The organism is Bradyrhizobium sp. SPXBL-02, from assembly GCF_051853065.1.
GTDB lineage: Bacteria > Pseudomonadota > Alphaproteobacteria > Rhizobiales > Xanthobacteraceae > Bradyrhizobium.
In genome coordinates this window covers 6,437,681-6,462,481 of record NZ_CP182474.1, presented here as the reverse complement: position 1 = coordinate 6,462,481, position 24,801 = coordinate 6,437,681, and the positions used below count along the sequence as shown (strand labels likewise).

At 65.4% G+C, this 24,801-nt stretch carries 23 protein-coding genes; 16 read left to right on the top strand and 7 right to left on the bottom strand.

The window, feature by feature from the left end; translation table 11 throughout:
* Window positions 1-399: 399 nt before the first annotated feature.
* Complete coding sequence (locus ACNJYD_RS30185) at window positions 400-2,187, bottom strand: peptide ABC transporter substrate-binding protein (RefSeq protein ID WP_439364154.1); 1,788 nt, start codon at window positions 2,185-2,187, stop codon at window positions 400-402.
* Window positions 2,188-2,495: 308 nt separating this feature from the next.
* Between ACNJYD_RS30185 and ACNJYD_RS30180 the strand changes: the two genes are divergently transcribed.
* The 8 genes from ACNJYD_RS30180 to ACNJYD_RS30145 all read left to right on the top strand — a co-directional run bounded on the left by ACNJYD_RS30180 (window position 2,496) and on the right by ACNJYD_RS30145 (window position 10,420).
* Window positions 2,496-3,290 (top strand): MetQ/NlpA family ABC transporter substrate-binding protein, encoded by a 795-nt coding sequence (locus ACNJYD_RS30180; protein WP_271499424.1) that lies wholly within the window; start codon window positions 2,496-2,498, stop codon window positions 3,288-3,290.
* A gap of 187 nt (window positions 3,291-3,477) precedes the next feature.
* Window positions 3,478-4,515 carry a putative FMN-dependent luciferase-like monooxygenase gene (locus ACNJYD_RS30175; protein WP_439364153.1) on the top strand — a complete coding sequence of 346 codons (1,038 nt, stop codon included), beginning with the start codon at window positions 3,478-3,480 and terminating at the stop codon, window positions 4,513-4,515.
* A gap of 37 nt (window positions 4,516-4,552) precedes the next feature.
* The gene (locus tag ACNJYD_RS30170; protein WP_439367533.1) at window positions 4,553-5,152 is read left to right on the top strand and encodes a CMD domain protein; all 600 of its coding nucleotides are present in this window, start codon (window positions 4,553-4,555) and stop codon (window positions 5,150-5,152) included.
* A 12-nt stretch (window positions 5,153-5,164) separates the two neighbouring features.
* Window positions 5,165-5,740, top strand: a complete 576-nt coding sequence (locus ACNJYD_RS30165) for an alkylhydroperoxidase domain protein (RefSeq protein ID WP_439364152.1) — start codon at window positions 5,165-5,167, stop codon at window positions 5,738-5,740.
* A 58-nt stretch (window positions 5,741-5,798) separates the two neighbouring features.
* Window positions 5,799-6,956 (top strand): ABC transporter substrate-binding protein, encoded by a 1,158-nt coding sequence (locus ACNJYD_RS30160; RefSeq protein ID WP_172786980.1) that lies wholly within the window; start codon window positions 5,799-5,801, stop codon window positions 6,954-6,956.
* Window positions 6,957-7,011: 55 nt separating this feature from the next.
* The gene (locus tag ACNJYD_RS30155; RefSeq protein ID WP_172786979.1) at window positions 7,012-8,835 is read left to right on the top strand and encodes an ABC transporter permease; all 1,824 of its coding nucleotides are present in this window, start codon (window positions 7,012-7,014) and stop codon (window positions 8,833-8,835) included.
* The gene (locus ACNJYD_RS30150) at window positions 8,835-9,683 is read left to right on the top strand and encodes an ABC transporter ATP-binding protein (protein WP_212254421.1); all 849 of its coding nucleotides are present in this window, start codon (window positions 8,835-8,837) and stop codon (window positions 9,681-9,683) included. Before ACNJYD_RS30155 ends, ACNJYD_RS30150 begins: the two co-directional genes overlap by 1 nt.
* On the top strand, window positions 9,680-10,420 hold the full coding sequence (locus ACNJYD_RS30145) for an ABC transporter ATP-binding protein (protein ID WP_172786977.1): 741 nt from the start codon (window positions 9,680-9,682) through the stop codon (window positions 10,418-10,420). Before ACNJYD_RS30150 ends, ACNJYD_RS30145 begins: the two co-directional genes overlap by 4 nt.
* A 258-nt stretch (window positions 10,421-10,678) precedes the next feature.
* Here ACNJYD_RS30145 and ACNJYD_RS30140 read toward each other — a convergent pair whose 3' ends face one another.
* Window positions 10,679-12,193: a helicase HerA domain-containing protein gene (locus tag ACNJYD_RS30140; protein WP_439364151.1), complete on the bottom strand. Its 1,515-nt coding sequence runs from the start codon at window positions 12,191-12,193 to the stop codon at window positions 10,679-10,681.
* A gap of 243 nt (window positions 12,194-12,436) precedes the next feature.
* On the opposite strand from ACNJYD_RS30140, the gene ACNJYD_RS30135 reads away from it, so the two are divergent.
* Complete coding sequence (locus ACNJYD_RS30135; RefSeq protein WP_172786975.1) at window positions 12,437-13,021, top strand: LysE family translocator; 585 nt, start codon at window positions 12,437-12,439, stop codon at window positions 13,019-13,021.
* A gap of 24 nt (window positions 13,022-13,045) precedes the next feature.
* On the opposite strand, the gene ACNJYD_RS30130 is transcribed toward ACNJYD_RS30135, so the two are convergent.
* The 5 genes from ACNJYD_RS30130 to ACNJYD_RS30110 all read right to left on the bottom strand — a co-directional run bounded on the left by ACNJYD_RS30130 (window position 13,046) and on the right by ACNJYD_RS30110 (window position 19,470).
* Entirely contained in the window at window positions 13,046-14,110 is a 1,065-nt protein-coding gene (locus ACNJYD_RS30130; protein ID WP_128263912.1) for a ketopantoate reductase family protein, read from the bottom strand.
* Between the two features lie 1,026 nt (window positions 14,111-15,136).
* Window positions 15,137-15,772: a MarR family winged helix-turn-helix transcriptional regulator gene (locus tag ACNJYD_RS30125; protein ID WP_172786973.1), complete on the bottom strand. Its 636-nt coding sequence runs from the start codon at window positions 15,770-15,772 to the stop codon at window positions 15,137-15,139.
* Between the two features lie 815 nt (window positions 15,773-16,587).
* Window positions 16,588-17,913 carry a flagellar protein export ATPase FliI gene (fliI, locus tag ACNJYD_RS30120; RefSeq protein ID WP_439364150.1) on the bottom strand — a complete coding sequence of 442 codons (1,326 nt, stop codon included), beginning with the start codon at window positions 17,911-17,913 and terminating at the stop codon, window positions 16,588-16,590.
* 36 nt (window positions 17,914-17,949) lie between these two features.
* Window positions 17,950-18,678, bottom strand: coding sequence for a flagellar basal-body rod protein FlgF (gene flgF / locus ACNJYD_RS30115; RefSeq protein WP_172786971.1), 729 nt, complete (start codon window positions 18,676-18,678; stop codon window positions 17,950-17,952).
* A 3-nt stretch (window positions 18,679-18,681) separates the two neighbouring features.
* A complete protein-coding gene (locus ACNJYD_RS30110) occupies window positions 18,682-19,470 on the bottom strand; it encodes a DUF1217 domain-containing protein (RefSeq protein WP_260382458.1) in 789 nt (262 codons plus the stop codon).
* A 142-nt stretch (window positions 19,471-19,612) separates the two neighbouring features.
* Here ACNJYD_RS30110 and motA point away from each other — a divergent pair, with 142 nt between their 5' ends.
* The 7 genes from motA to flgB all read left to right on the top strand — a co-directional run bounded on the left by motA (window position 19,613) and on the right by flgB (window position 24,801).
* Window positions 19,613-20,509 (top strand): flagellar motor stator protein MotA, encoded by an 897-nt coding sequence (motA, locus tag ACNJYD_RS30105; RefSeq protein ID WP_439364149.1) that lies wholly within the window; start codon window positions 19,613-19,615, stop codon window positions 20,507-20,509.
* Window positions 20,506-21,447, top strand: coding sequence for a flagellar motor switch protein FliM (locus ACNJYD_RS30100; protein ID WP_172786968.1), 942 nt, complete (start codon window positions 20,506-20,508; stop codon window positions 21,445-21,447). Before motA ends, ACNJYD_RS30100 begins: the two co-directional genes overlap by 4 nt.
* Window positions 21,428-21,742 carry a hypothetical protein gene (locus tag ACNJYD_RS30095; RefSeq protein ID WP_172786967.1) on the top strand — a complete coding sequence of 105 codons (315 nt, stop codon included), beginning with the start codon at window positions 21,428-21,430 and terminating at the stop codon, window positions 21,740-21,742. Before ACNJYD_RS30100 ends, ACNJYD_RS30095 begins: the two co-directional genes overlap by 20 nt.
* A 76-nt stretch (window positions 21,743-21,818) precedes the next feature.
* A complete protein-coding gene (gene fliN, locus ACNJYD_RS30090) occupies window positions 21,819-22,193 on the top strand; it encodes a flagellar motor switch protein FliN (protein ID WP_172786966.1) in 375 nt (124 codons plus the stop codon).
* Between the two features lie 2 nt (window positions 22,194-22,195).
* Window positions 22,196-23,236 (top strand): flagellar motor switch protein FliG, encoded by a 1,041-nt coding sequence (locus ACNJYD_RS30085; RefSeq protein WP_172786965.1) that lies wholly within the window; start codon window positions 22,196-22,198, stop codon window positions 23,234-23,236.
* 13 nt (window positions 23,237-23,249) lie between these two features.
* On the top strand, window positions 23,250-24,335 hold the full coding sequence (gene flhB / locus ACNJYD_RS30080; RefSeq protein WP_439364148.1) for a flagellar biosynthesis protein FlhB: 1,086 nt from the start codon (window positions 23,250-23,252) through the stop codon (window positions 24,333-24,335).
* Between the two features lie 64 nt (window positions 24,336-24,399).
* Complete coding sequence (gene flgB, locus ACNJYD_RS30075) at window positions 24,400-24,801, top strand: flagellar basal body rod protein FlgB (protein ID WP_439364147.1); 402 nt, start codon at window positions 24,400-24,402, stop codon at window positions 24,799-24,801.

Sequence of the window (24,801 nt, the reverse complement as noted above, 5' to 3'; positions counted from 1 at the left end):
CCGCCGTTACCTTGTTTGCGGCCATGCCCGATCCTTGTAGGCGATGGCGCACGATTCCGCTGTGATCTGGAGCACACAGTGGAAGGGATTCGGTGTCACGTTCTAAAAGCCCGCGCTGCGCTGCAACCACAATTGCGCTCGCGAGCCCCCTCGGATCTCGTAGGGTGGGCAAAGCGCAGCGTGCCCACGCTCCTGTGGCTGTTTCGGACAGGTGGTGGGCACGGCGCAAGTGCGCCTTTGCCCACCCTACGGCACCGCTGCTCGGATGTGTACGGTGCGCTGTGGAGCCGAGGCCATGTCGTAGCGGGCCGCGTCGCTCCTGGGTCCCGGCTCTGCGCTGCAACGCTGGCGCGTTGCAGCTTGTCCGGGACAAAAGAGCCTTAAATGCGTGGTGCCCCCTCAGACCCGATACCACGCCGCCAGGTTCCACGTGATGGTGTCCCAGCCGGAGATGTCGATCATCAAATTGTTGGCGCCGGCGTTGACGACGTGGCGCGAGAGCAGGGGCAGGAACACGTGGGCCTCGCAGAAGATCTCGTCGACCTTCATCAGCAGCGCGGCGCGCTTGACCGGATCGAGCTCGTTCTGCGCGGCCTTGTAGGCCTTGTCTGCCTCGGGATCGGAATAGCGCGAATTGTTGCGGCCGAGCCATTTGTTGTCCTTGGTGGCGATCTCCCAGGACACGCACTGGTTCAGCAAGCGCTCCGGATCGGGCTGCGGCTGCGTCGTGTTGTACATCTCCATGTCGGCATAGAATTTCGAGTACGTGTCGGGATTGCCGACGTCGGAGGAGAAGAACACGGAGGCGGTGACCGCCTTGATCTCGATGTCGATGCCGGCCTTCTGGCACGCCTGCTTGATGATGGCCTGCGTCTTCTGGCGCGGGGCATTGGTCGAGGTCTGGAACACGTATTTGAGCTTCTTGCCGTCCTTCTCGCGGATGCCGTCCGTGCCCCTGGTCCAGCCGGCCTCGTCGAGGATCTTGTTGGCCTTGTCGATGTCGAACTCGTATTTGAGCTTCGGCGACTTGAACTGCTTGGGCGCGTTGACGAAGCTCGCCGTCGCGATCGCGGCGCGTCCATAGATGAACTTCTGGATCGAATCGCGGTCGATCAGAAGATTGATCGCGCGGCGAACGGCGGGATCGGACAGCGTCGGGTGCTTGGTCTTGACGTTCGAACGCTCGCCGTCGACCTCGGTCCAGGGGTCCGTCGTGTTGAGGATGATGAACTCGACATTGCCGGACGGCACGATGTCGAGCTTGCCCTTGCCGCCGGCCTCCATGCGCTTGAGGACCTCCTCCTCCACCTGCATGTTCCAGGCAAAGTCGTATTCGCCGGTCTGCAGCACGGCGCGCGCCGCGGACACCGCGTCGCCGCCGCCCTTGATCTCGACCGTGTCGAAATGCGGCTGGTTCTTGATGTGGTAGTCGGGATTGCGTTCGGCGCGGATCATGTCGCCCGGCTTGAACTCGACGAATTTGTACGGGCCGGTGCCGACCGGCTTCAGATTGCCCGGCGCTTCGCGCGACTTGGCGCCGACATAGTCGCCGAAATGATGCTTTGGCAGGATCATCCCGACCGAGCCGACGAACGGATCGGCCCAGAACGGCGTCGGCGCCCGGAAGATCACCTTGACGGTGTGGTCGTCGATCTTCTCGACCTTGATGTCCTTGTAGGAGCCCGTGGTGTAGGCCGCGGTGGCGAGATCCGCGGCGTATTGCCAGGTGAAGACGACGTCGTCGGCGGTGAAGGGCTTGCCGTCATGCCAGGTCACGCCCCGCTTCAGCTTCCAGATCACGCTCATGCCGTCGGCTGCAAGGCCGCCGTTCGCCTTGGTCGGAGCCTCGGCGGCGAGGTAGGGGATGAGGTTGCCCTCCTTGTCCCAGCCCGCGAGCGGCTCGAAGAAGATGCGCGAGGCGATCTGGTCCTTGGTGCCGAGCGCGAAATGCGGATTGAGCAGGGTGGGCGCCTGCCACAGCAGCATCTTGAGCGTGCCGCCGCCGCCGGCCTTGGCTGGCTTGTACGGCAGCGTGGCGTCGGCCATCGCCACGTCGTGCCAGACCAGGATCTGGCTCGCGATTGGCGCTGCGATTCCGACCGCGGCCATTGTCCTGATGAACGAGCGCCGCGACAGCGTGCCTTGTTTTACCTCCGCGACCAGATTGCGAATTTCGTTCTCGTTCATCGGGATCCCCACCTCGTCGCCACCGGCTCAGTGCGCGCTAACTCAGCACGTCGGGCGTGGTGGAGTCAAAGAGAAGGGCGCAGGCCCAGGTGCGCATGGAACGAAAGTGTAATCCGGGAATCTGCCACAAGCGGCAGTGGCCCCGGATCGCGCTGGACGACGTGCGCGCACTTTGTCGCACTCTGCATTCGTTTCCCGTTTGCGGCCGAATGGAGAAAGGCTGGCCTCGACCCGCGGCCAATATGGATTTCCATTTCATTGATTTCGCACCGCAGAAAAGGGAATACGGTTCCGTTGCCGCAAGACCCATGGAGACCAAGATGTCGTTTCGCCTTCCCCTGATTCTCTCCGCCGTGCTGGCCGCATGGTCCGCCGCAGCCGCGGCCGAGACCATCAAGATCGGCGTGACGCCGGGCCCGCATGCGCAGATCCTCGAAGCCGTGAAGCCGATCGCCGCCAAGCAGGGCCTCGACATCCAGCTGCTCGAATTCTCCGATTACGTGGTGCCGAACGCCGCGCTCGATGCCGGCGAGATCCAGGCCAATTCGTTCCAGAACCAGCCCTATCTGGACAACCAGAAGGCCGACCGCGGCTACAAGATCGAAGCCGTCGGCCTGACCGTGAACTTCCCGATCGGCGTCTATTCGAAGAAGCACAAGGCGTTCGGCGATATCCCCGAGGGCGGCAAGGTCTCGATCCCGAACGACCCGACCAATGGCGGCCGCGTGCTGCTGTTGCTGCGCGACAAGGGCGTGATCAAGCTGAAGGACGGCACGGGCTTCAAGCCGACGGTGCTCGACATCACCGAGAACCCCAAGAAGCTGAAGTTCATCGAGGTCGATGCGGCGCAGGCCCCGCGCGCGCTCGACGACGTCGACGCCGCCGCGATCAACACCAATTATGCAACCCAGGCGGGCCTCGATCCGGTCAAGGATCCGATCCTGCGCGAGGACCCGAAGGGACCCTATGTCAACCTGATCGCGGTGCGCAGCGCCGACAAGGGCAAGCCCTGGGTCAAGATCCTCGTGGACAGCTACCACACGCCTGAGGTCAAGGAGTTCGTCCTGACCAAGTTCAAGGGCGCGGTGCTGCCGAGCTGGTAGGCAGACTGCCCGCCCAGAGTCCAGGCAAGGGCGATCCGGCGGGCAGCCTTGCGCAGGAGCCTTGCGCAGGAGCCTTGCGTATGAGCCTTGCGCAGAAATCTTGCGTACGTGCCCTGCGCAATGCCCGCTTGTCTGGAACTGCGGCAACCGACATCATCGGGGCCCATCCTCGCCCGACAGGGATCGTATGAAACGCTTTGCCAACCTGAAACGCCTGGGCTTCTTCACGCGTCTGCTCGACGAGGCGCTGGCGGCGGACCGCTATCGCTTCGCCGCCGAGCAGATCGTCCGCGCCGAGCAGGCCGGGCTCGATTCCGCATGGATCGCGCAGCATCATTTTCATGAGCGCGAGGGCGGCCTGCCGTCGCCCTTCACCTTCCTGGGTTACGTCGCCGCCCAGACCTCGCGCATCCGCCTCGGCACCGGCATCGTCACCCTGCCGCTGGAGAACGCGGTGCGGGTGGCGGAGGATGCCGCGGTGCTCGATCTCCTCTGCAACGGCCGCTTCGAGCTCGGCGTCGGCACCGGCGGCAACCCGTCCGCCTTCGCCGCCTTCGGCCTCGACAGCGCCCAGCGCAACGAGATCTTTGCCCGCAATCTGGAGATCGTCCGCAAGGCCCTGACCGGCAAGCCGCTCGACGGCGGCGACACGCTCTATCCGCAACGGCCGCAACTGGACAAGCGCATCTGGCAGGCGACGTTCTCCGTCGCCGGCGGTGCCCGGGCCGGCAAGGCGGGTGATGGCCTCCTGCTCTCGCGCACCCAGCCACGGGCCAAGGACGCGCCGAACGCGACGCTCGCCGAGATCCAGAACCCGATCATCGACGCCTATCTCGCCGCGCTGCCGCCGGGCTGCGAGCCGCGCATCATGGCCTCGCGCAGCGTCTTCGTCGCCGACGACCATCGCGAGGCGCTGCGCCTCGCCGACATCGGGCTGCGCCGCGCGCTACCGCAATTCATGAAGGGCGGACATCTTCCGCCGGGCGAGACGCTGGAGGAGATGATCACCGCGTTCGACACCCATGTCGGCGATGCCGACCACGTCATCGCCTCGCTCCGTACCGACGCCACGCTGGAGCGGGTGACCGATCTCGTCTTCCAGGTGCATTCGGTCGATGCGCCGCATCCTTACGTCCTGCGCTCGATCGAGCTCGTCGCCGACAAGGTCGCGCCGTCGCTGGGCTGGACCCGGACGGCCGCCAAGGACGTTGCCCTCGCAGGCTAGCCGGAATGAATGGAATCGCGTTGCACGAGGCTGAATGATGGCACCGAAGGATATCATCGACACGCTCGCCGGGATCGAGCCCGGCTCCACTCTGGATGCCATCCGCGCGCGCCGCCTGCAGGCGCGCGAGAATGCGCAGAAGAGCTATCTCTCGCTGTTCGAGCCGATCGACGCGGGCGATTTCTCGCTCGCCGAACGCGCCGCGGTCGCCGCCTTCGTGACCGGGCTGCATGGCGAATCCCCCGTCGCCGCCTTCTATCGCGACAAGCTTGCCGCGACTGCGGATGGCGCGCCGCTGTCTGATGCGATCAAGGCCGAGATCGAGCGCGGCAAGACCTCGGGCCCATACGGCGCCTATCCGGCCGGCCCGCTGTCGATCGAGAACAAGGCCGGCTTGGTCTATCGCGTCGGCGCGGAGCGCAAGCCTGTTCTCGGCGCCCGGCTGGTCGCGGCGCTTGAGCACGCGCATCTCCTGGTGTTCCACCCGCGCGATGCCGCATCCGCCGACATGAAGGCGCTGCTGGCCGCCGGTTGGTCGAACACCGGCATCGTCACGTTCTCGCAGCTCGTTGCGTTCCTGTCGTTCCAGGTGCGCGTCGTCAGCGGCTTGCGCACGCTCGCCGCGGCAAGCGCGTAAGGAGGCCCAATCATGAGCACCGTCAATCCGCCCGTCGTCTTCACCCAGGACGAGCTCGGCTGGGTCTCGTGGATCGACCCGCTGCCTGAGGCCGAGCTGACCGAGCGGCACTATGCCGGCCTCGTCGACCGCGCCCGCGCCAAGTCGGAATACTTTCGTCTCTTGGTGCGCGATCCCGAAGTGCTGGAGGCCCGCACCAAGACCGACAAGGATATCTTCTACAACGTCGCCGACGGCCTGCCGCGCGCCGAGCGTGAGCTCGCAGCCGCCGCGACCTCGCGCTACAACGGCTGCATCTATTGCGCCTCGGTGCATGCGCGCTTCGCCAGCACCTATTCCAAGCGCCGCGACGACGTGCAGCGCCTGCTCGACGAAGGCGTCAACGCCGATCTCGGCGAGCGCTGGAATGCGGTGGTCAAGGCCTCGGTGGCGCTGGCGGTCACGCCGATCGCTTTCGGGCCCGATAATATCGCGGAGCTGCGCCGCGCCGGTCTCGACGACGCCGAGATCGTCGATGTCATTAACGGCGCCTCGTTCTTCAACTGGGCAAACCGGCTGATGTTGTCGCTCGGCGAGCCCTCGAAATAGGCAATCTCACCGGCACGAGAATTGCTGCTTGTATCAACTGAAATGGATGGAGCCGTGCATGAGCAACATCGATCGTCGTACCCTGGTCAAAGGCTCGCTCGCCGCCATGATGGCGGGCGCGGCCTTCTCGCGCAGCACCTTTGCGCAATCCGCCGAGCCGATCCTGCTCGGCGTCAGCGGCCCCCTCACGGGACCGAACGCGCAATATGGTGCGCAGTGGAAGCAGGGCTTTGATCTTGCGCTCGACGAGATTCACGCCGCCGGCGGCATCAACGGCCGCAAGCTCGCCTACCAGTTCGAGGACAGCCAGAGCGATCCGCGCCAGTCGGTGGCGATCGCCCAGAAGTTCGTCTCCGATCCCCGCATCGTCATGGAGCTCGGCGATTTCTCCAGCCCCGCCTCGATGGCGGCCTCGCCGATCTATCAGCGCGGCGGCCTCGTGCAGTTCGGCTTCACCAATTCGCACCCCGACTTCACCAAGGGCGGCGACTTCATGTGGAGCACGTCCGTGAGCCAGGCCGACGAGCAGCCGCTGCTGGCGTCCTACGCCGTCAGGCGGCTCGGCCTGAAGAAGCTTGCGGTGCTGCACCTCAACACCGATTGGGGCCGTACCAGCCGCGACCATTTCGTCAAGGCGGCCAAGGAATACGGCGCCGAGATCGCGGTCACCGAGGGCTACATCGCCGAGGAGCGCGACTTCCGCTCCACCCTGGTGCGCGTGCGCGACGCCAGCCCGGACGGGCTGATCCTGATCTCCTATTATTCCGACGGTGCGCTGATCGCGCGCCAGGCCCGCCAGGTCGGCCTGAAGCAGACGATCTGCGCGGCAAGCTCGGTGTACTCGCCGAAATTCCTGGAGCTCGGCGGCGAGGCGGTCGAGGACGTCCATCTCGGCACGCGCTATTTCCCGCAGGATCCGCGGCCCGAGGTGAGGAAGTTCATCGACGGCTTCAAGGCCAAGTACAACGGGCAGGAGCCCGACGCCTTCAACGCCTATTCCTATGACGCGATGAACATGGCCGCTGCCGTGGTGAAGATCGGCGGCACCGACCGCCGCGCCATCCGCGATGCCTTCGCCAAGGTGAAGGACGTCTCCAGCGTCATCTTCGGAAAGGCGACGTTCGACGTCGAGAGCCGCCGCGTCAAAGGCGCCATGAACGCCGAGCTCGTCGTGCGCAAGGGCCAGTTCTTGCTGTGGGACGGCAAGCCGACCTGACCTGATGGCCGGAGCGCACCGCTCCGGCCGCTTCATCCCTCATTAGGAACGCTGCGTGTCCTCCTGGTTTGACTACACGATCAACGGGCTGATCATCGGCAATGTCTACGCCCTGGTCGCGGTCGGGCTGGCGCTCATCTTCGGCGTCAGCCGTCTCATCAACTTCGCGCAAGGCTCGATCTATCTGGTCGGCGCCTATATCGGCTGGGTCGCGGTGGTGCAGCTGCATACGCCGCTGCCGCTCACCATCATCGTGGTGGCGGCGGCCGCCGCGCTGGTCGGGCTGATCATCGAGCGGTTCGGCCTGCGGCCGCTGCAGAACTCGGTGCGCATCGCGCCGCTGCTCGCGACCATCGGCATCAGCTTCGTGCTCGATCAATTGGTGATGCTGACCTTCTCGCCCAATCCGCGCGCGCTGCCGAGCCAGCTGCCCGATGTGCGCTTCCAGCTCGGCGGCGGCACGATCGGGCCGCTCGATCTGCTCATCGCCGGCGTCGGCATCACCAGCGCGCTCTTGCTGTTCGTGTTCCTGCGCTACAGCAAGCTCGGCTGGGCCGTGCGCGCGGCGTCGCAGGACCGCGACGCCGCGATGCAGATGGGCGTCGACGTCAACCGCGTCAACCAGGCGGTGTTCGGCATCGCGGCGGCGCTGGGCGGCGTCTCCGGCATGCTGGTCGGGATGTACTATAACCAGATCGACACCGCGATGAGCCTGCAGGCGACGCTGAAGGGCGTCGTTGCCGAAGTGGTCGGCGGCGCCGGTAACGTGCCCGGCGCGGTGATCGGCAGCTTGCTGCTGGGCCTCGTCGAGAGCTACGGCGTTGCCGTGTTCGGCACCAGCTATCGCAACCTGTTCGCCTTCCTGCTGCTGGTCGTCGTCCTGGTGCTGCGGCCGAACGGCCTGTTCGTCAGCCCCCGGCAGGCACCGCCCGAGCCGCTCACCGGCACCTTCATCGCGCCGAGCCGCCCGTTGCGCATTCCGCGCTGGGCGTTGGCCGTTGCAGCGGCAATCTTCGCGGTGCTGCCGCTGTTCCCGGTGTCCTTCTATGTGCTCCAGACCCTGATCAATGCCTGGCTGCTCGGCATGCTCGCGCTCAGCCTCACGCTGGTTGCGGGCACCATGGGCCAGGTCTCGCTCGGGCATGCCGCGCTGCTCGCGATCGGCGCCTACACGTCGGCGTTGCTGTCGCTGACCCTCAACGTCCCGGCCGGCCTCGCCATCATCGGTGGCGGCCTGATGAGCGCTGCGCTCGGCACGCTCTTGATCTCGCCGTCCTTTCGCCTGCGCGGGCATTATGTGTCGATCGCGACGCTCGCGATCGGCGAGATCGTGTCGCTGGTGATCCTGAACTGGGAGAGCGTCACGCGCGGCCCGATCGGCATCTCCGGCATCCCGCCGCTGACGCTGTTCGGCTATGACCTGATCAGCCCATCGTCCATCTACTGGTTCAGTTTTGCCGTGATGGTCGTGCTGGCGCTGCTGCAAGGACGCCTGCTCACCTCGCATCTCGGCCGCAGCTTTCGCGCCATCCGCGACGACGATATCGCCGCGCGCGCCTACGGCCTCAGCCTGAACCGCTACAAGTCGCTCGCCTTCATCTTCGGCGGCTTCGCCGCCGGCGTCAGCGGCGGCATCGCCGCGCATCTTTATTCCTACATCAACCACGAGACCTTCAACACGCAGCAATCGATCCTGGCGCTGACGGTCGTCATCCTCGGCGGCCTCGGCAACGTCGTCGGCGCGATCGTCGGGTCGGTCGCGCTGGTCGGCCTGCCCGAGGTGTTCCGGATCGCGGCGGAGTATCGCATCCTGATCTACGGCATCGTGCTGCTGCTGCTCGTGCGGTTCAGGCCGCAGGGCCTGCTGGGGACGATCTGATGGCGGAGCAGCTTCACCCCATGCTGTCCCTGCGCGGACTGACGCGCCGTTTCGGCGGCCTCACAGCGGTCGACGCCATCGACCTCGATCTCGCCAGGGGCGAGCTGATCAGCATCATCGGTCCGAACGGCGCCGGCAAGACGACGCTGTTCAATCTCGTGACCGGGCTGGACCGGCCCGACGACGGCACCGTGAGCTTCGAAGGCCAGGACATCACCGGCCTGTCGCCGGAGCGGCTCGCGGCCGAGGGCATCGCGCGCACCTTCCAGCTCGGCCGCGTGTTCGGCAATCTCAGCGTCATGGACAACGTCCTGATCGGCGCACACACGCGGCTGCGCGCGGTCAAGCCTGCCGTGCCGGTGATCGGTCCGCTGCTAGAGTTGGGTCTGGCCTTGCTGCGTCCTTCCAGCGTCAAGGCGGAGGAAGAGCGGCTGCGCGAAGAGGTGAAAGCCATTCTCGCCCGTTTCGGCGAGCGGCTGCTGCCGCGCATCGACCAGCCCGCCTATAGCCTCTCCTACGCCAACCGCCGCCGGATCGAGATCGCCCGCGCACTCGCGCTGAAGCCGCGGCTCCTTCTGCTCGACGAGCCCACTGCCGGCATGAACCCGACCGAGACCGCGGAGATGCAGTCGCTCGTCGCCGAATTGAAAGCCGAAGGGCTGACCATCCTCCTGATCGAGCACAAGCTGGAGATGGTGATGCGCCTGTCCGACCGCGTCATCGTCATGGACGAGGGCAAGAAGATCGCGGAAGGACCGGGCGAACAGGTGCGAACCGATCCCAAGGTGATCGAGGCCTATCTCGGCCACGGGCTATCTGGGACGACCGAGCAGGAGAGCGCGGCATGACGAACTCTGCTCCCGAAGCACTGCTGGCTTTGTCGAACGTCAACACCTTCTACGGCCAGGCCCAGGTGCATTTCGACCTGTCGATCACGGTCGCGCGCGGCCACATCGTCTGCCTGCTCGGCGGCAACGCGAGCGGCAAGTCGACCACGATGAAGATCATCCTGGGCCTGGTAAAGCCGCGCTCGGGCGAGGTGACGTTCGATGGCGCCTCGCTGATCGGGCTTTCCACGCCGCAGATCGTCCGCCGCGGCATTGCCTCGGTGCCGGAGGCGCGGCGGCTGTTCGCCGACATGAGCGTGCGCGAGAACATCCTGATGGGCGCCTTCGTGCGCAACGATCGCGACGCCATTGCGCAGGATCTCGACAGGATGCTGACGCTGTTCCCGAAGCTCGGCCAGCGGCTGTCGCAGCGCGCCGGCTCGCTCTCCGGCGGCGAGCAGCAGATGGTGGCGATGGCGCGCGCGCTGATGAGCCGCCCCCGCATGATCGTGATGGACGAGCCGACCATGGGCCTGTCGCCGCTTTACGTCGACCGCGTGCTGGAGCTGATCCGCACCATCAACCAGGAGGGCGTCTCGGTCTTCATGGTCGAGCAGAACGCCAGCCTCGCGCTCGAGATCGCGCACGAGGCCTATGTGCTGCAGACCGGCAAGATCGTGCTGTCAGGCCCCGCGCGCGCGCTCAAGGACGATCCCCGCATCCGCGACGCCTATCTCGGCGGCTCCGAGGCGGCGTAGGCGTCCAACCTCTCCCCTACGCAGGCACGGCCATCGCATATGACGCAGCGGCCCGCGCGCACGCCTCGTCCTTCGAGACGGCGCTTACGCGCCTCCTCAGGATGAGGCTCATCAGCATCAGTGCGTGTGTTGCCGCGCACTCCGCCCTCATCCTGAGGAGCCCGCCTCAAGCGGGCGTCTCGAAGGATGGCCGCAGGGAAGAATTCTAAAATGCTATAGCGCTGCGCAAGGCGGGAGCGCATCTCAGTCGTGGTAACATCAAGCCGACGCCGCGCTCGCGACCCGCTCCACCGGCTGAGCATCTCCGTTGGGATCGCCCGGCGCGGTTGCCCAGGCGAGCTCCACCAGCGTCACGATCCGGCGGCCGCCGCCGTCGAGCTGGACGACGATCAGGCCCTGCTCCTCCATGTAACCGAGCAGGCGTTGCGCGCGGCGCAGCGAGTGCGAGCCGTAGGCGCGGGCGATCGCGGCATCGCCGGGGCAGGGCCAGCCTTCCTTCGCCGCGCGCGCGATCATCATGAACACGCCCTGCATGTCGTCGGGCAGGATCGAGGCGCGCAGCGCCACCTCCTGCCAGGCGTCGTCGTCGGTGAGATCCGCCCCCAATCCGGCGCGCGCATGCGTCAGCATGCGCCGGAATTCGTTGAGATCAGGGACTGCCGCCCCTAAGCCCTCGATGCGGCAGCGGACCACGAACTCCTGATAGAGCACGCCGATCGCGCGGAAGCCGGCATCGGGCTCGGCCAGCACGGCACGCAGCGTACGATCCACGCGCTCGCGCCGCTCGGCGAGCTCTTCGGCGCTGATGGGAGCCTCGACCGCCTCTGGCCGAATCTCCGGCACGGCGGCGGCCTTCGCCGCGCGAAGTTGTTCGAGCAGATCCGGCGCCGGCCGGCGTTGCGGCCGGCTGGCATCGGGCGGTGGCGCGGCGAGGATCACCGCGCGGGCGTCTTCAAGCGTGGCCTCCGGCAGCGGCATCAGCCGCGGCGTCGAATTGCGCGGGCTCGTCTCGGTCGGGCCGATGTTGAGACGCAGCGGCCGGCGCGACAGCGCAGGTCCGAGCGCCATGAACTGGCCGCGCTCGAGATCGCGGAAGGCTTCGGCCTGCCGCCGCTCCATGCCGAGCAGGTCGGCGGCGCGCGCCATGTCGATGTCGAGGAAGGTGCGGCCCATCAGGAAGTTCGAGGCTTCCGCCGCGACGTTCTTGGCGAGCTTGGCGAGGCGCTGGGTCGCGATGATGCCGGCAAGCCCGCGCTTGCGGCCGCGGCACATCAGATTGGTCATGGCGCCGAGCGAGAGTTTTCGGGCTTCGTCCGAGACTTCGCCCGCCACCGCCGGCGCAAACAGCTGGGCCTCGTCGACAACGACCAGCATCGGGTACCAATGATCGCGGTCGACGTCGAACATTCCGCCGAGGAAGGCAGCTGCGCGTCGCATCTGGTTCTCGGCATCGAGGCCTTCGAGATTGAGCACGGTGGAGACACGATGTAGCCGTGCGCGTTCGCCCGCGACCTGAAGGCCGCGCTCGGTGTGGTCCTCAGCCTCGATCACCAGATGGCCGAAGCGCTCGGCCAGCGTGACGAAATCGCCCTCGGGATCGATGATGGCCTGCTGCACCCACGGCGCGCTCTGTTCCAGCAGCCGCCGCAGCAGATGCGACTTGCCGGAGCCCGAATTGCCCTGCACCAGGAGACGGGTCGCCAGCAGTTCCTCGAGGTCCATGGCGGCCGCGGCGCCCGCCGTGGTCTGCCCCATCTCGATCGCAACCGTCATGTCCCCGACTCAAGTCCCCGTCATTCGCGGACAGCGGCTTATCAATCCAGCGGTGGCGCGTCGAGCGCTCCAGCGCGAATCAGGCGGTGTTGCCCACGTCAAAACCGGAAAGCATTCACTGTGAGCGGCAGGACCCGGTGCCGAACGGCGTCGGTTCGCCGACGATGGGGCCGCATCGGCGATCGCTCGGCCCGAAATGACGCAGATCAAGATCAGCGGGGCCGAGACCTGCTATCTGGCCGTATGACGTTTCTGACCTTCTTCACGGCGACCTATTTCCTGCTGGCGGTGCCGGGGCCGACCAACACCCTGCTCGCGACATCGGGGGCCGGAGCCGGCATCTCGCGCTCCCTTCATCTGCTCGCGGCGGAGCTGTGCGGTTATCTGCTGGCGATCGCGGTGCTGCGGCTGGCGCTCGGTCCGGTCATCAGCGACATCCCGATTGCAGCGCTGGTGCTCCGCGTCGCCGTGACGATCTACATCCTGTGCCTCGCGGCCATGCTCTGGCGCGTCAACACGCGCGAGCTGCGCGACGGTGCTGCGGTGACGTTCGGTCAGGTGCTGCTGACGACCCTGTTGAACCCGAAAGCATTGGTCTTCGCGTTCCTGCTCCTGCCGCTTGGGGCCGGCCCGCTCGAACTGGTGCCGTGGCTCGGCGTGATCGCGCTTCAGATTCTCACCGCCGGCGCCGCATGGATCATTCTGGGCGCAACGCTCGGACGCGGCGCGCGTCGCCTCGGGCGCCCTGACCTCGTCACGCGCACCGGCGCGGTCACGCTGGTCGCGGTGACCGGCCTGATCTGGCTGCAATCGTTCCTGATCGCCTGAGCGCCGACGTCGCTTGAAGCGGCGCTACTGCGCGCCGGAGCCGCCCTGCACGATCTTCTCGTTCAGCTTCTGGTCCACGGTGTCGACGGTGCGGTCGATCTCGGCGTTGGGCACGCCGAGCTGGTGCGAGATCAGCTTCACCAGGAGGTCGACGCGCTCGATGAAGGGCGCGCCGCTCGCGACCGCGCGCGCGGCCGATGACGGCTTGAGCAGGCTCTCCGCGGCCTTGGCATATTTCGCGAACGGCACCTGGTCCTGCGGATCGGCGCCGAGGCGGCGGGCGATCGCGTCGACATGGTCGTAGATCGTCTGCGAGCGCTTGAGATCGCCGTGCACGGCATCGCGGATCGACTGCGGCTCGTTCGGCGTGATGCAGCGGTAATTGCCGGTGAGCAGCATCGACCATTTCGCCAGCGGCACGAACAGGGAATCGAACACTTTCAGTTTCACCGGCACGTCGTGGCCGTCGAGCGTCACCGCGTCGATGTCGGCCTCCAGCTCGCGCAGCAGCTTGTTGTGCTTCTCGTCGGCGAAGACCGACGCCTTGAAATTGGTGGGCAGGCCGACATGCAACACGTTGGCGGCTTCTTCCGGCGGACGGAAGGCCTGCGGGTCGGGCGAGCACAGCGTCACCAGCCCGGGCTCGAACCGCTCCCACACCTGCGCATTGGTGTAGGCCTCCTCGAGATCCATGTCGGCGAGTGCCGGAATCCGCTTCAGATAGGGCAAGGGCGGCATGTTCATGATCGACAGGCACGGCAGCTTCGCCGCGGCGATCTTGACCATGAGGACGCGCACCGTGTGGTTGGTGTATTGCGGCTCCTGCATCGCGAGGCCGACCAGATCGTAACGGGAGAGGTCGACATTGGCCGGCGTCACCGCATCGAGCTTGCCGGGGAGGTTGCGGGAGAAGATCGCCCGGTGCACCGCCTCGTCACGCAACTTGATGCGGACCTCGGTACCGTCGCGGTTGATCAGCTCCGCCGTCTTGGCGCGGCAGACCAGGGTCACGTTGTGCCCGGCCATCAGCAGCTTCGTGCCCAGCAGGGAGCCGTAAGAAGCCCCGAGAATCAATATGTTGCGCGCCATGCTCCGTCCCTTTGGCAATGTGTGTGATTTTTCGGCCCCGGCCGTCATCCGCGGGGCGCGTTGGGGGGCATGTAAAGCGAACTGCGGAAGGATGGCAACTGGGATAATGCATACAAGGCGAGGCCGGGCTCCCGCCGCGCTCGCCGTCCCGCCCTTGTCCCGGACTGCGCTCCAACGCGCCTGCGCGATCGCTCCTGTTTCGCCCGCCGTCAAGCTGGTAAGGCAAAAATATTCCTCTTTACCGAAATTCGGAAATATCGTATGTCTCACCCATCCCGGCTCACCTTGAGGGGCGATCGCGTCGTCGTCTTGTTCGCGAGCCGGGCTTGCGGTGGACGCGGCAGCGTCGGGCGCGAGAGGTGCGGGCAGGGAGGGTAGTCCCCGGTGAGCCCGCGGCCGCGCGCAGACGAACGGCGCTGCTAGGCTTCGTCTCGTCTGTAAGTTTCCGGCTCTGTCGACGGAGTTGGAAAAACTGCGGCGAAATGGCGGGCCGCGCGTACGGCAAAACCGTGTGGTCCTGGCCGTCGTTGCTACGGTCAAGCCTTGGCGAATGTGACATTGGCGTCAACCGGCGTCGTGTTAGCGACTTTCGCGAAGGTGAGGGAGGCCAGAAGGAATTCGGCTCCCGGGAGAGCGCGGCATAAGCCGTCCGACCATCGCGCAGGGAAGGCCGAGTGCTTGGCTACACCTGTATGCTGCTGTGCGGTTCTTTCTGCGTGTGCTTTTCGCGCAGCGGACCGCGGGTGCCAGTCGGCACCCGGTCTTCCCTGCGCCCTCTTGCCTATGAGGGCGGCGAGACCAGTAAAGCTCGGGCGAAATGCGCCGCGAGGCTGTGAAGGCGTGTCTGCGTTCAAAATGCCAGGTGGAAGAGCGAAGCTGCACCCACATACTCCGTCATTGAGAGGAGCCCTTGCGACGAAGCAATCCAGAATCTCTCCGCTGAAAGACTCTGGATTGCTTCGCTTCGCTCGCAATGACGATGTTGATGGAGCGCATGCCGCTCCTTGGCGGCCGATCCGCTGCGCCTCAGCCCTGGCTCGCCACGCGGTCGCGGTCGAGATGCTGCTCGATCTTGGGACGGTCACGCGTGCGCTCGAAGCTGGTGCAGAGCAGCTCGGTCTCCTCGAGCGAGATCGGAGCACGATAGAGCCGGCACATGAACTCGGCGTTTCCACGTCCCTTGCCGGTGCCCGGGCCGCGCTCTGCGAGAAACATGCAGTCCCGGCAGATGCTCGCTTCGAGCCGCTGATGGGCCGCATCGAGGTGATTGAGGATCTCGCGGAGAGAGTCGCGCAGCTTGATGCACTCGTCGGTCCCGAGCGCCGTCACCGCGTTCACCACGTGATTGATCGGATCGTGCTGGCTCAGGCATTTCTCGCCCTGGGACGTGACATTCAGGACGACGGAACGCTTGTCCTCGTGCGACGGCTTTCGCACCAGGAACGACTTGCTCTCCAGAGTCTTCACGATCTGCGATGCAGTCGCTCGTGTGGCGCCGATGAAGCCGGCCAGTGCGGACGGCGTGCGCGAAAACCTGTTGGCGCGCCCGAGAAAGCGCAGCGCCATCCACTCCCGATCGCGCAATCCATGCTGATTGCCCTCGAAATACCAAGCCCTCGCCGCCTGAACCAGCAGCTCGACGGCTTCCCGCGCCAATGGCATGAATCTACCTCGTCCCCGGAACTTCGTCTGCGGCGTCCCGAAGCCGCTTTGCGCCCTGAGTGCCAGACGAGCATGTCGGATCGAACTCTTGCACAAAGGCACGGATCGCAACGCGCTCGACCTGGGCGGATGAGCCTCGCATCGTCCGGAGCGAGAAGCCGTATCGCTGATGGCATGCCGACAGCGTCGTCGTCGCGCGGGAGCTCGGGTTGCCGTCGCCGGCGAACGGTGGACCGGAATAGCTCAACCGAAGCCCCCAAAAGTTCAAGTCACAAGCAGACGTTTCTTCTACTCAACCAAAACGATGGATGAGCTTCTCAACAAAATCAAGTAGAGACCCTCTCGCAGACTGGATGTCGTTGCAGGCGAATGTAACGTTCAAGACAATTTCACTTCCAGGGACACATGATAGTGAACGCAATACGCTGCCCCGCGCGCAACATGCACGCAACTATACGACGGTTTGATTGCACGGCACGTTGTTGTCTGGCGTTGATGCAAATTGATCGAAGCTTGTGCATCACGACCGTGTTTGGCGGCACGTCATCCACAACTTGTGCGTTCTGCCGAGGAATCGTCGAGGGAACTCGTTGGAATTACACGTGACGGTTGTTTCCGCACTGCTTGCAGAATCGACCCTTCGATTGCTTGCATCGCGTTTGCGGGCTTGTGCTCACCTGAACGGGTGAATTCGCTCAAGAGAAAAATCGGCGACCGGTGTGCATGCGCATGCGCTGGAAGCGTAGCGACATGCGCAATCTCCTGTCGAAAACCACCGGCACGGCGCGCGGCAGGCGCCTCGCCCTCTCAATCCGTCAGTCGCCCTTGAGCATGTCCCGAAGCTCGCGGAACGGATCGGCGCTCGGCGGGGCCGACGCGCCTTGCCGCATCGCGCTGTAGATTCGCGGGACCATCTCGACCGCCTGGTCGAGACTCGAATCACGTCCCGGCTGATAGCCGCCCATCAGGCGAAGGTCGCGCGTATCCTCGTATTTCGCGATCATGGCGCGCAGCTTGCTCACCAATTCGCGCTCCTCCGGGTCCCAGACGTTGTGGGCGAGGCGGGAGACCGACGCCAGAACGTCGACGGCCGGATAGCGCGCCTGGTCTGCGATGTGCCTGGAGAGCACGATGTGCCCATCGAGCGTGCTGCGGATGGTGTCGGCGATGGGTTCGTTGTGATCGTCGCCGTCGACCAGCACGGAGAAGATCCCGGTGATGGTGCCGGATCCCTCCTCGCCCGGGCCGGCGCGCTCGAGCAGGCGCGGCAGATCGGTGAAGACGGTCGGCGCGTAGCCGCGTGCTACCGCGGGCTCGCCGGCGGCGAGCGCGACCTCGCGAGCGGCGTGGGCGAAGCGGGTGATCGAATCCACCATCAGCAGGACCGATTCGCCGCGGTCGCGGAAATATTCGGCGACCGCCATCGCCGTCTTCGGCGCCAGCCGGCGCATCATCGGGCTTTCGTCGCCCGTCGACACGATTGTGACAGCGCGGTGACGGTCGTTGCCCAGCACGTCCTCGATGAACTCGCGCACTTCGCGGCCGCGCTCGCCGACCAGGGCGAGCACGACGGTGTCGAAGCCCTGGCTGCGGGCGAGCATCGCGAGCAGCGTCGATTTGCCGACACCCGAGCCGGCAAAGATGCCGACGCGCTGGCCGGCGCAGATCGGCGCGAACAGGTCGATGACGCGCACGCCGGTGCGCAGCGGCTTGTGCACGCGTGCGCGCTTCATGGCCGACGGCGCTTCGGTCTCGGCCGAGACCGCCTGCGCCCCTTGCGTGAGGGGCCCCAGTCCGTCCAGCGGCGCGCCGAGGGCGTTGATGACGCGGCCCTTCCAGCTCGGATCGGGCGCAAAGGACAGAGGCGGCATGCGGGAGGCGACCGAGCCGAGCCCGCCGCCGAATTGCCGGTCGAACGGCTTGGCAATGATGCCGTCGCTGTCGATTCGAACCACCTCGCCGATCTGGCGCTTGCCGCCGCAATCGACGCCGATGAGCTCGCCGAGCCTGACGAAGCGCGACAGGCCGGAGACGCGGAAATGCGTCGGCGCGATCTCGGAGATCGCGCCGCTGACGCTTGCCAGGGGAGTGCTCTGCTGAAGCTCCAGCAGCGCCCACTCGAGTTGCCGAAGAGCGTTCAAGGAAACCGTCCAACCTTATTGCGCACGCGGCACACTCTACTTGCCGGGTTCGCCGAGCGTCCGGATCGCGTTCTGCAGCGAGCTCTCGGTGCCCTCGATCATCGAGTTGGTGCCGTCGAAGGCGCGCGAGGCCGCGATCAGCTTGGTCAATTCCATCATCGGATTGGCGCCGGAGCCCTCGACATAACCCTGCTTGAAGCCGTCGCGGGAGAAGTCCGCGATGGCGGTCGCGGGCCGGTCGGGCGTCACGCCGGAATTGCCGTAGCGTTCGAGATTGGCGTCGGCCGGGATGCTGAACAGGCCGATGGTGCCGATCTCGTTGTTGTCCTGGATGATCGCGCCGCTGCGCGCGATCGAGATCGGTCCGCCGTTCGGGTCGAGCGTGATCTGCGCGCCGCCGGAATCGACGACCGGAAAGCCGCTCACGGTCTGAAGATCGCCGTTGGGGGCGATCTGGAGCCTTCCGTCGCGCGTGTAGACCGTGCCGTTCGGACCGGCGAAGGCGATCCAACCCTGGCCGACCACGGCGACGTCGAGCGGGTTGCCGCTCTCGGTGATGTTGCCCATCTCACGCGAGATGATGTTGTCGCCGGGCGAGGAGAACGCCACCGGCGTCGGGCCCGCCTTGGACAGCACGGTCTCGAACTTCACCACGTCGGTGCGGAACGCCGCCGTGTTGACGTTGGCGACGTTGTTGGCGATCGTCTGCAGGCGCTTTTCGAGGGCGACCTGCGCCGACAATCCCACATAGAGAGCCGATTGCATGACTTACCTGTTGAACTTGATGTTCTGAAGCGTCGCCAGCACGTTGGTATCCATGCTGACCGACGTCGCGGCGCCGGCGATCAGGACCAGCGCGGGATTGGTCGAGCTGTCGTTCTGGGCCTGGGTCGCATCCCACATCGCCGCAAAGCGCTGCACGAACTTGGTCACCTTGGCCGGGTCCTGGAAGTCGGCGAGATTGATCTTGTCCGCGATCATCTTGGCCTGGGCGTCGATGTCGGCCGAGCTGATCGTCGCCGGCAGGCCGAGCGCGGTCTGCACCACCTGCGTCAGCGCCTTGTCGGCCAGGACCTGGTAGGCGGTCGTGATGGTGGAAGCCTTGCGGGTGAAATACAGCGCCAGCCGCAGGCCCTCGTTCTGGTCCCCGGCCTTCTCCTCCATCGTCTGCGTGACGAACTGGGTCGCCGTCCCGGTCGTGGCCGCGGCGGTCTGAGTCGCCTTGTCGCCGAGCGCGGCGAAATTGAAGGCGGTTGCGAATTGCCGATAGCGGACGTCGGTCAGCTTGTTGGCGAAGGCGTCCTTGCTCGCGACCCCCTCGGTCAGCACCTTGCGCATGAACGCTTTGGCGTAGGTCATGTCGCTGAGGCCATAGGCCTTCATCGCATAGGAGTAGAGACGATAGTCCTTCAGGAAGTCGTCGATGGTCTTAACCTTGCCGATATGGCTGAGGAAGTAGTCGGTCTCGCGGCTGACATCCGGCTGCTGCGCGACCTGCGTCAGCGACTTGCCCATGTCCTTGGTCAGCCTGGTGTAGTCCGCGATGGTGGATAGCATGACACGCGCCCCTCTGGCGCCGTTTGCGACGCCGCTTCAAGCTGCCGCCAATTGCTTGCGCGGGGCTGGCGACCTCGAAGCCAGCTTCGCGCAAGCGTCGCCGACTAGGTATTCCCGGTGGGATCGGCGATGGAGCGGCGCGTTGGGCAGTTTCGTGGGGATTTTCATCACGGTAGCGGCGCTGCTCGGCGGTTTTGCCGCCATGGGCGGGCACCTGGCCGTGCTCATGCAGCCGTGGGAATTCGTAATCATCATAGGCACGGCGGTCGGCACCTTCATCGTGGCCAATCCGTGGAAGACGGTCGTCGACAGCGGCGTCGCCTGCATGCAGGCCATCACCAACGCGGTGCCGGGACAGCGCTATTACCTCGACCTGCTCGGCGCGCTGCACGCCTTGATGCGAGAGCTGCGGGGCAAGGGCCGCAACGAGGTGGAGGCGCATATCGACGACCCCTCGAACTCCGAGATCTTCAAGGCATTCCCCAGCGTGCTCGGCGACCCCTCGCTGCTCCAGTTCATCTGCGATTACGTCCGTCTCATCATCATGGGCAATGCGCGCACGCACGAGATCGAGGCGCTGATGGACGAGGAGATCCACACCATCGTCAAGGGCAAGCTGGCTCCTTACCATGCACTGGTGACGGTGTCGGAGGCGATGCCGGCCCTCGGCATCGTCGCTGCGGTGCTCGGCGTCATCAAGGCGATGGGCGCGCTCGATCAGTCGCCGAAGCTGCTGGGCGGCTTCATCGGCGCCGCTCTCGTCGGCACCTTCGCCGGCATCTTCCTGTCCTACGGCATCATTTCGCCCTTCGCGATCAAGATCAAGATGATGCGCGAGAAGAAGTGCCGGCCCTACATCATCGTCAAGCAGACGCTGCTGGCGTTCATGAACGGCGCCATGCCCCAGATCGCGGTCGAGCACGGCCGCAAGATGATCTCGAGCAGCGAACGTCCCTCGATCGACGTCGTCGAGAACGAGACGATCGCAGGTCCCAAGGCCGTCGTTGCCGACGCTGCACCCAAGGCGGCGCGCGCATGATGATGGAAGACGCCGAGGTCGATCAGCGCAAGCAGCTGCCGAACTACCTGCTGGACGCTGCCGGCATATCGATCGACCGTATGCCGATGCTCAATGTGATCTTCGATCGCATGGCGGCATCGTGCACCGACAGCCTGCAGCCGATGGCCGGAACGCCCTGCTATTTCTCGGTCAACGGCATCACCAACGATCCGCTCGGCGACATCATCAAGGACTACGAGGGCAACGCGGTCGCGGCCGTCCTCTATGCCGAGCAGTGGGACTCGCGCGTCATCATCATGCTCGACCGCGACTTCGTGTTCACGATGGTCGAGGCGATGTTCGGCTCCGACGGAGCGGAACCGCCGCTTGACGTCGAACGCACGTTCTCGAACATTGAGATCCGGCTGGTCCAGGCGCTGTTCGAGCGGTTCGCCAAGGCGCTGCAGGGCGCCTTCGCCGGAACGTCCAACGTCACTTTCCGCGTCGAGCGTGTCGAGACCGCGATGGCGTCGCTGGCGATCGGACGCGCCAGCAACATGTCGATCTGCGCGAACATGATGGTGCAGGCGCTCTACCGCGGCGGTCAGATGTTCCTGATCATTCCGCACTCCGCGCTCAACCCGCTCAGGCAGAAGCTTGCAACCGTCACCGCCAGCGACGGCCGCACGACCGATCCGCGTTGGCGCGAGCAGATGGAGAGCGAGGTCCAGCGTACCGAGGTGACGCTGAGCGCGGTGCTCGACGAGAAGATGATCTCGCTCGAGGACGTCGTGAAGTTCAAGGTGGGGCAGGTGCTGGAGCTGGAGGCCACGCCGCGCACGCTGGCTCGCCTCGAGAGCAACAATCAGGTGCTGTTCTGGTGTCAGATCGGCCAGCTTGATGGCTATTACGCCATGCAGGTGTCCGATCCCGTCGATCAGAAGCGGGAGTTCGTCGATGATATCCTATCTCGTTGATGCCGTGCTGCTGATCGCGCTCGCCTTCACCAGCATGCGGGTGACCCGGATGCACCGCGAGCTGGCGCGGTTGCGCAGCTATCAGGGCGAATTCTCGACCATCGTGCACGAGACCGCGGGCGCCTTCGACACCGTGATTACCGCGGCGCACGATTCCACCGCAAATCTCGGACGCCTTGCCAACGTGCTGAGCACGAAGATCGATCAGGCCCACGAGGCGATCGCGGCGCTCGACGCGCGGAGCGGGCTCGCACCAATCGCGACGGCGGCGACCGCCGATCTGAACAAGCACTGAAGCCCTCACCCGGCAGAAGAATACGACCGGAACGCCGCGGCGCTCCGGCAGCGGAAATACCAAGAGGCAATACCAAATGGCGCAATCCTTCGACTATGAGTCTGCATCTGCATCGACTGAGGCCGAGACGTCACCGCTCGAACGCCTGGCCGAGATCGCCCAGCGCACGGCCGAGGAGACCGGCAAGTTCGCCAATGTCGACGCTATCCTGCGCATTCCCGTCACCATGCAGGTGGTGCTGGGATCGGCGACCATTCCGGTGGCGAACCTGATGAAGCTCGGACGCGGCGCGGTGGTCCCGCTCGATCACCGGGTCGGTGAGCCCGTCGATGTCGTCGTCAACGGCCGCATCGTCGCCCGCGGCGAGGTGGTCGTCGTCGAAGAGGACAATTCCCGCTTCGGCGTCTCGCTCACGGAGATCGTCGGGCCGCTGGGGCAGGGTGATACCTGACCATGGCGGCACCGGTCGGCATCGCTCCCGTCAAGCAGCGAGGCGTTACCACGCTGGGCGGCACGGAAAAGGTCGCCGCGCTCCTGCTGGCCATGGGCCGGCAGGCGGCCGCGAGCGTGCTGCAGCAGTTCGAGCCGCAGGAGATCCGCATCGTCACCAAGGCGGCGGCGGAGCTGCGGCCGATCACCGCGCAGGAGCTCGAGGGAATCGTCGAGGAGTTCGCCCAGCAATTCTCGATGGGCGCGAACATTCTCGGCACCCTCGGCGGTCTGGAGGCCGTGCTCGGCGACGTGCTTCCGGCTGATCAGGTTTCGGCGATCATGACGGACCTGCTCGGCAATTCGAGCCGCTCTGTGTGGGACCGCGTCTCGTCGGTGTCGGAAAATTCGCTGGCCACCTATCTGTCCAAGGAGCATCCGCAGACCGCGGCGCTCATCCTGTCCAAAGTCAAGCCGTCCTGCGCCGCCAAAGTGATGAGCCAGCTGCCGTCGAGCCTGCGCAACGAGTTGATGCGGCGCGTGCTCAGCCTCAAGCCGATCGTTGATGACGCGATGAAGGTCCTCGAGAAGACCCTGCACGAAGATCTGACGTTGAATTTCGCCCGCAACCTCGGCGCCGACACCTACGCTCGCGTCGCCGACATCATCAACAAGATGGAGCGCGGCCACATCGAGGACATCCTGAAGAGCCTGTCGGAGAAGCGTCCGAAGTCGGCCGAGGTGCTGAAGGAGCTGCTGTTCACCTTCGACGACGTCATCAACCTGGCGCCGAAGGCGCGCACCATGATCTTCGACCAGGTTCCGACCGACCGCATCGTGGTCGCGCTGAAGGGCACCGACAAGCATTTCCGCGAGGTGATCCTGTCCGCGGTCGCCTCGCGCGTCCGCCGCGTCGTCGAGGCCGAGCTCGCGATCGGCGAACCGTCGAACCAGCGCGACGTGCTCGAGGCGCGCCGTGTGATCACCGACCTCGCACTTGACCTCGCGGAGAAGGGCGAAATCGAGCTCAACCCCGACCAGGAGGATGAGCTGGTCTTCCGCTGACCGCTAAACGGGCATGGCAGAAACATCCGATCAGGAGAGCAAGACAGAAGAGCCGACCGAGAAGAAAGTCCGCGATGCGCTCGAACAGGGCAAGATTCCGGTCTCTCGGGAGGCCTCCATTTTCGCCTCGATGGCCGCGCTGATGGTGATCCAGGCGTTCCTGATCGGCCAGGGCGTGCAGCAATTGACGCCGACCCTGAAGAGCCTCCTCGACGATCCCGAGGGCTTCCCGCTCTCCAGCGGCGCGGACGCGCAGAACCTGCTCACCGTGGTCGGCCTGCAGGCCCTGCGGTTCCTGGTGCCGCTGGTCGTCATCCTCGTTGTGTTCGGGCTCGCCGCCTCGCTGCTGCAGAACGCGCCGCGCTTCGTGCTCGAGCGCATCAAGCCTGACTTGTCGCGAATCTCTCCCGTCAGCGGCTGGAGCCGGTTGTTCGGAACGCAGGGCCTGATCGAGTTCGCCAAGTCGCTGTTCAAGCTTGGTGCGGTGACCGCCGTCGTCGCCTTCGTGCTGCGCGCGTCCGAAGCGAAGGCATTCGAGGCGATGTACACCGATCCGGTCGCGCTGCCGGAGATGATCCTCAACATCGCGATGCGCATAGTCTCGGCGATCTGCATCGCCACCATCGTCCTGGTGGCGATCGATCTCGCCTGGGCGCGCTTCCATTGGCGGCGCGAGCTGCGCATGACCAAGCAGGAGATCAAGGACGAGCACAAGCAGGCGGAAGGCGATCCGTTGATCAAGGCGCGCCTGCGCTCGCTGGCGCGCGACCGTTCGCGCCAACGCATGATCGCCTCGGCCTCGCGCGCGACGCTGGTGATTGCCAACCCGACGCACTTCGCGATCGCGCTGCGCTACAAGCGCGAGGAAAGCGCCGCGCCGCTCGTCGTGGCCAAGGGCATGGACGTGATCGCGCTGAAGATCCGCGAGGTCGCCGAGCAGAACCGAATCCCCGTCATCGAAAACAAGGCGCTGGCGCGCGCGCTCTACGAGGCGGTCCAGGTCGACCAGGTGATTCCGGCGGAATTCTTCCGGCCCGTCGCGGAGATCATCTACTTCCTCCAATCCAAGCAGACGCCGCGGCCCGAGAACGTCCGATAGATTTCCGCGGATGGTGCTTCGCGCAACAGCTTGACGAAAGCTTAACGCCCTAGGCTCGTCCCGAATGGATCAGAATGGGGCCGTCGTGGGACCGCTTTATCTCTTCGAACTCGCATCGTCGCAGGCGCGCTATCTCGAGCTGCGTCAGTCGACCATCGCCACCAACGTCGCCAACGCCAACACGCCGGGCTTTCGGGCCCGCGACGTCGAGCCGTTCAACAAGGTGCTCGACGGCATGCCGGTCAGGCTTGCGACGACGTCGGCTTCGCACATGCAATTGTCCGCAGCCGAGACCGATACGCGGGCGACCGCGAAGAAGGACAGTTGGGAAGTGGTTCACTCCGGCAACTCCGTCAGCCTCGAGCAGGAAATGATCAAGGGCAACGACGTCAATCGCGACTATTCGATGAACGCGGCGATCGTGCGGTCGTTTCACCGCATGGTCCTGTCGAGTGCAAAAGCCTGA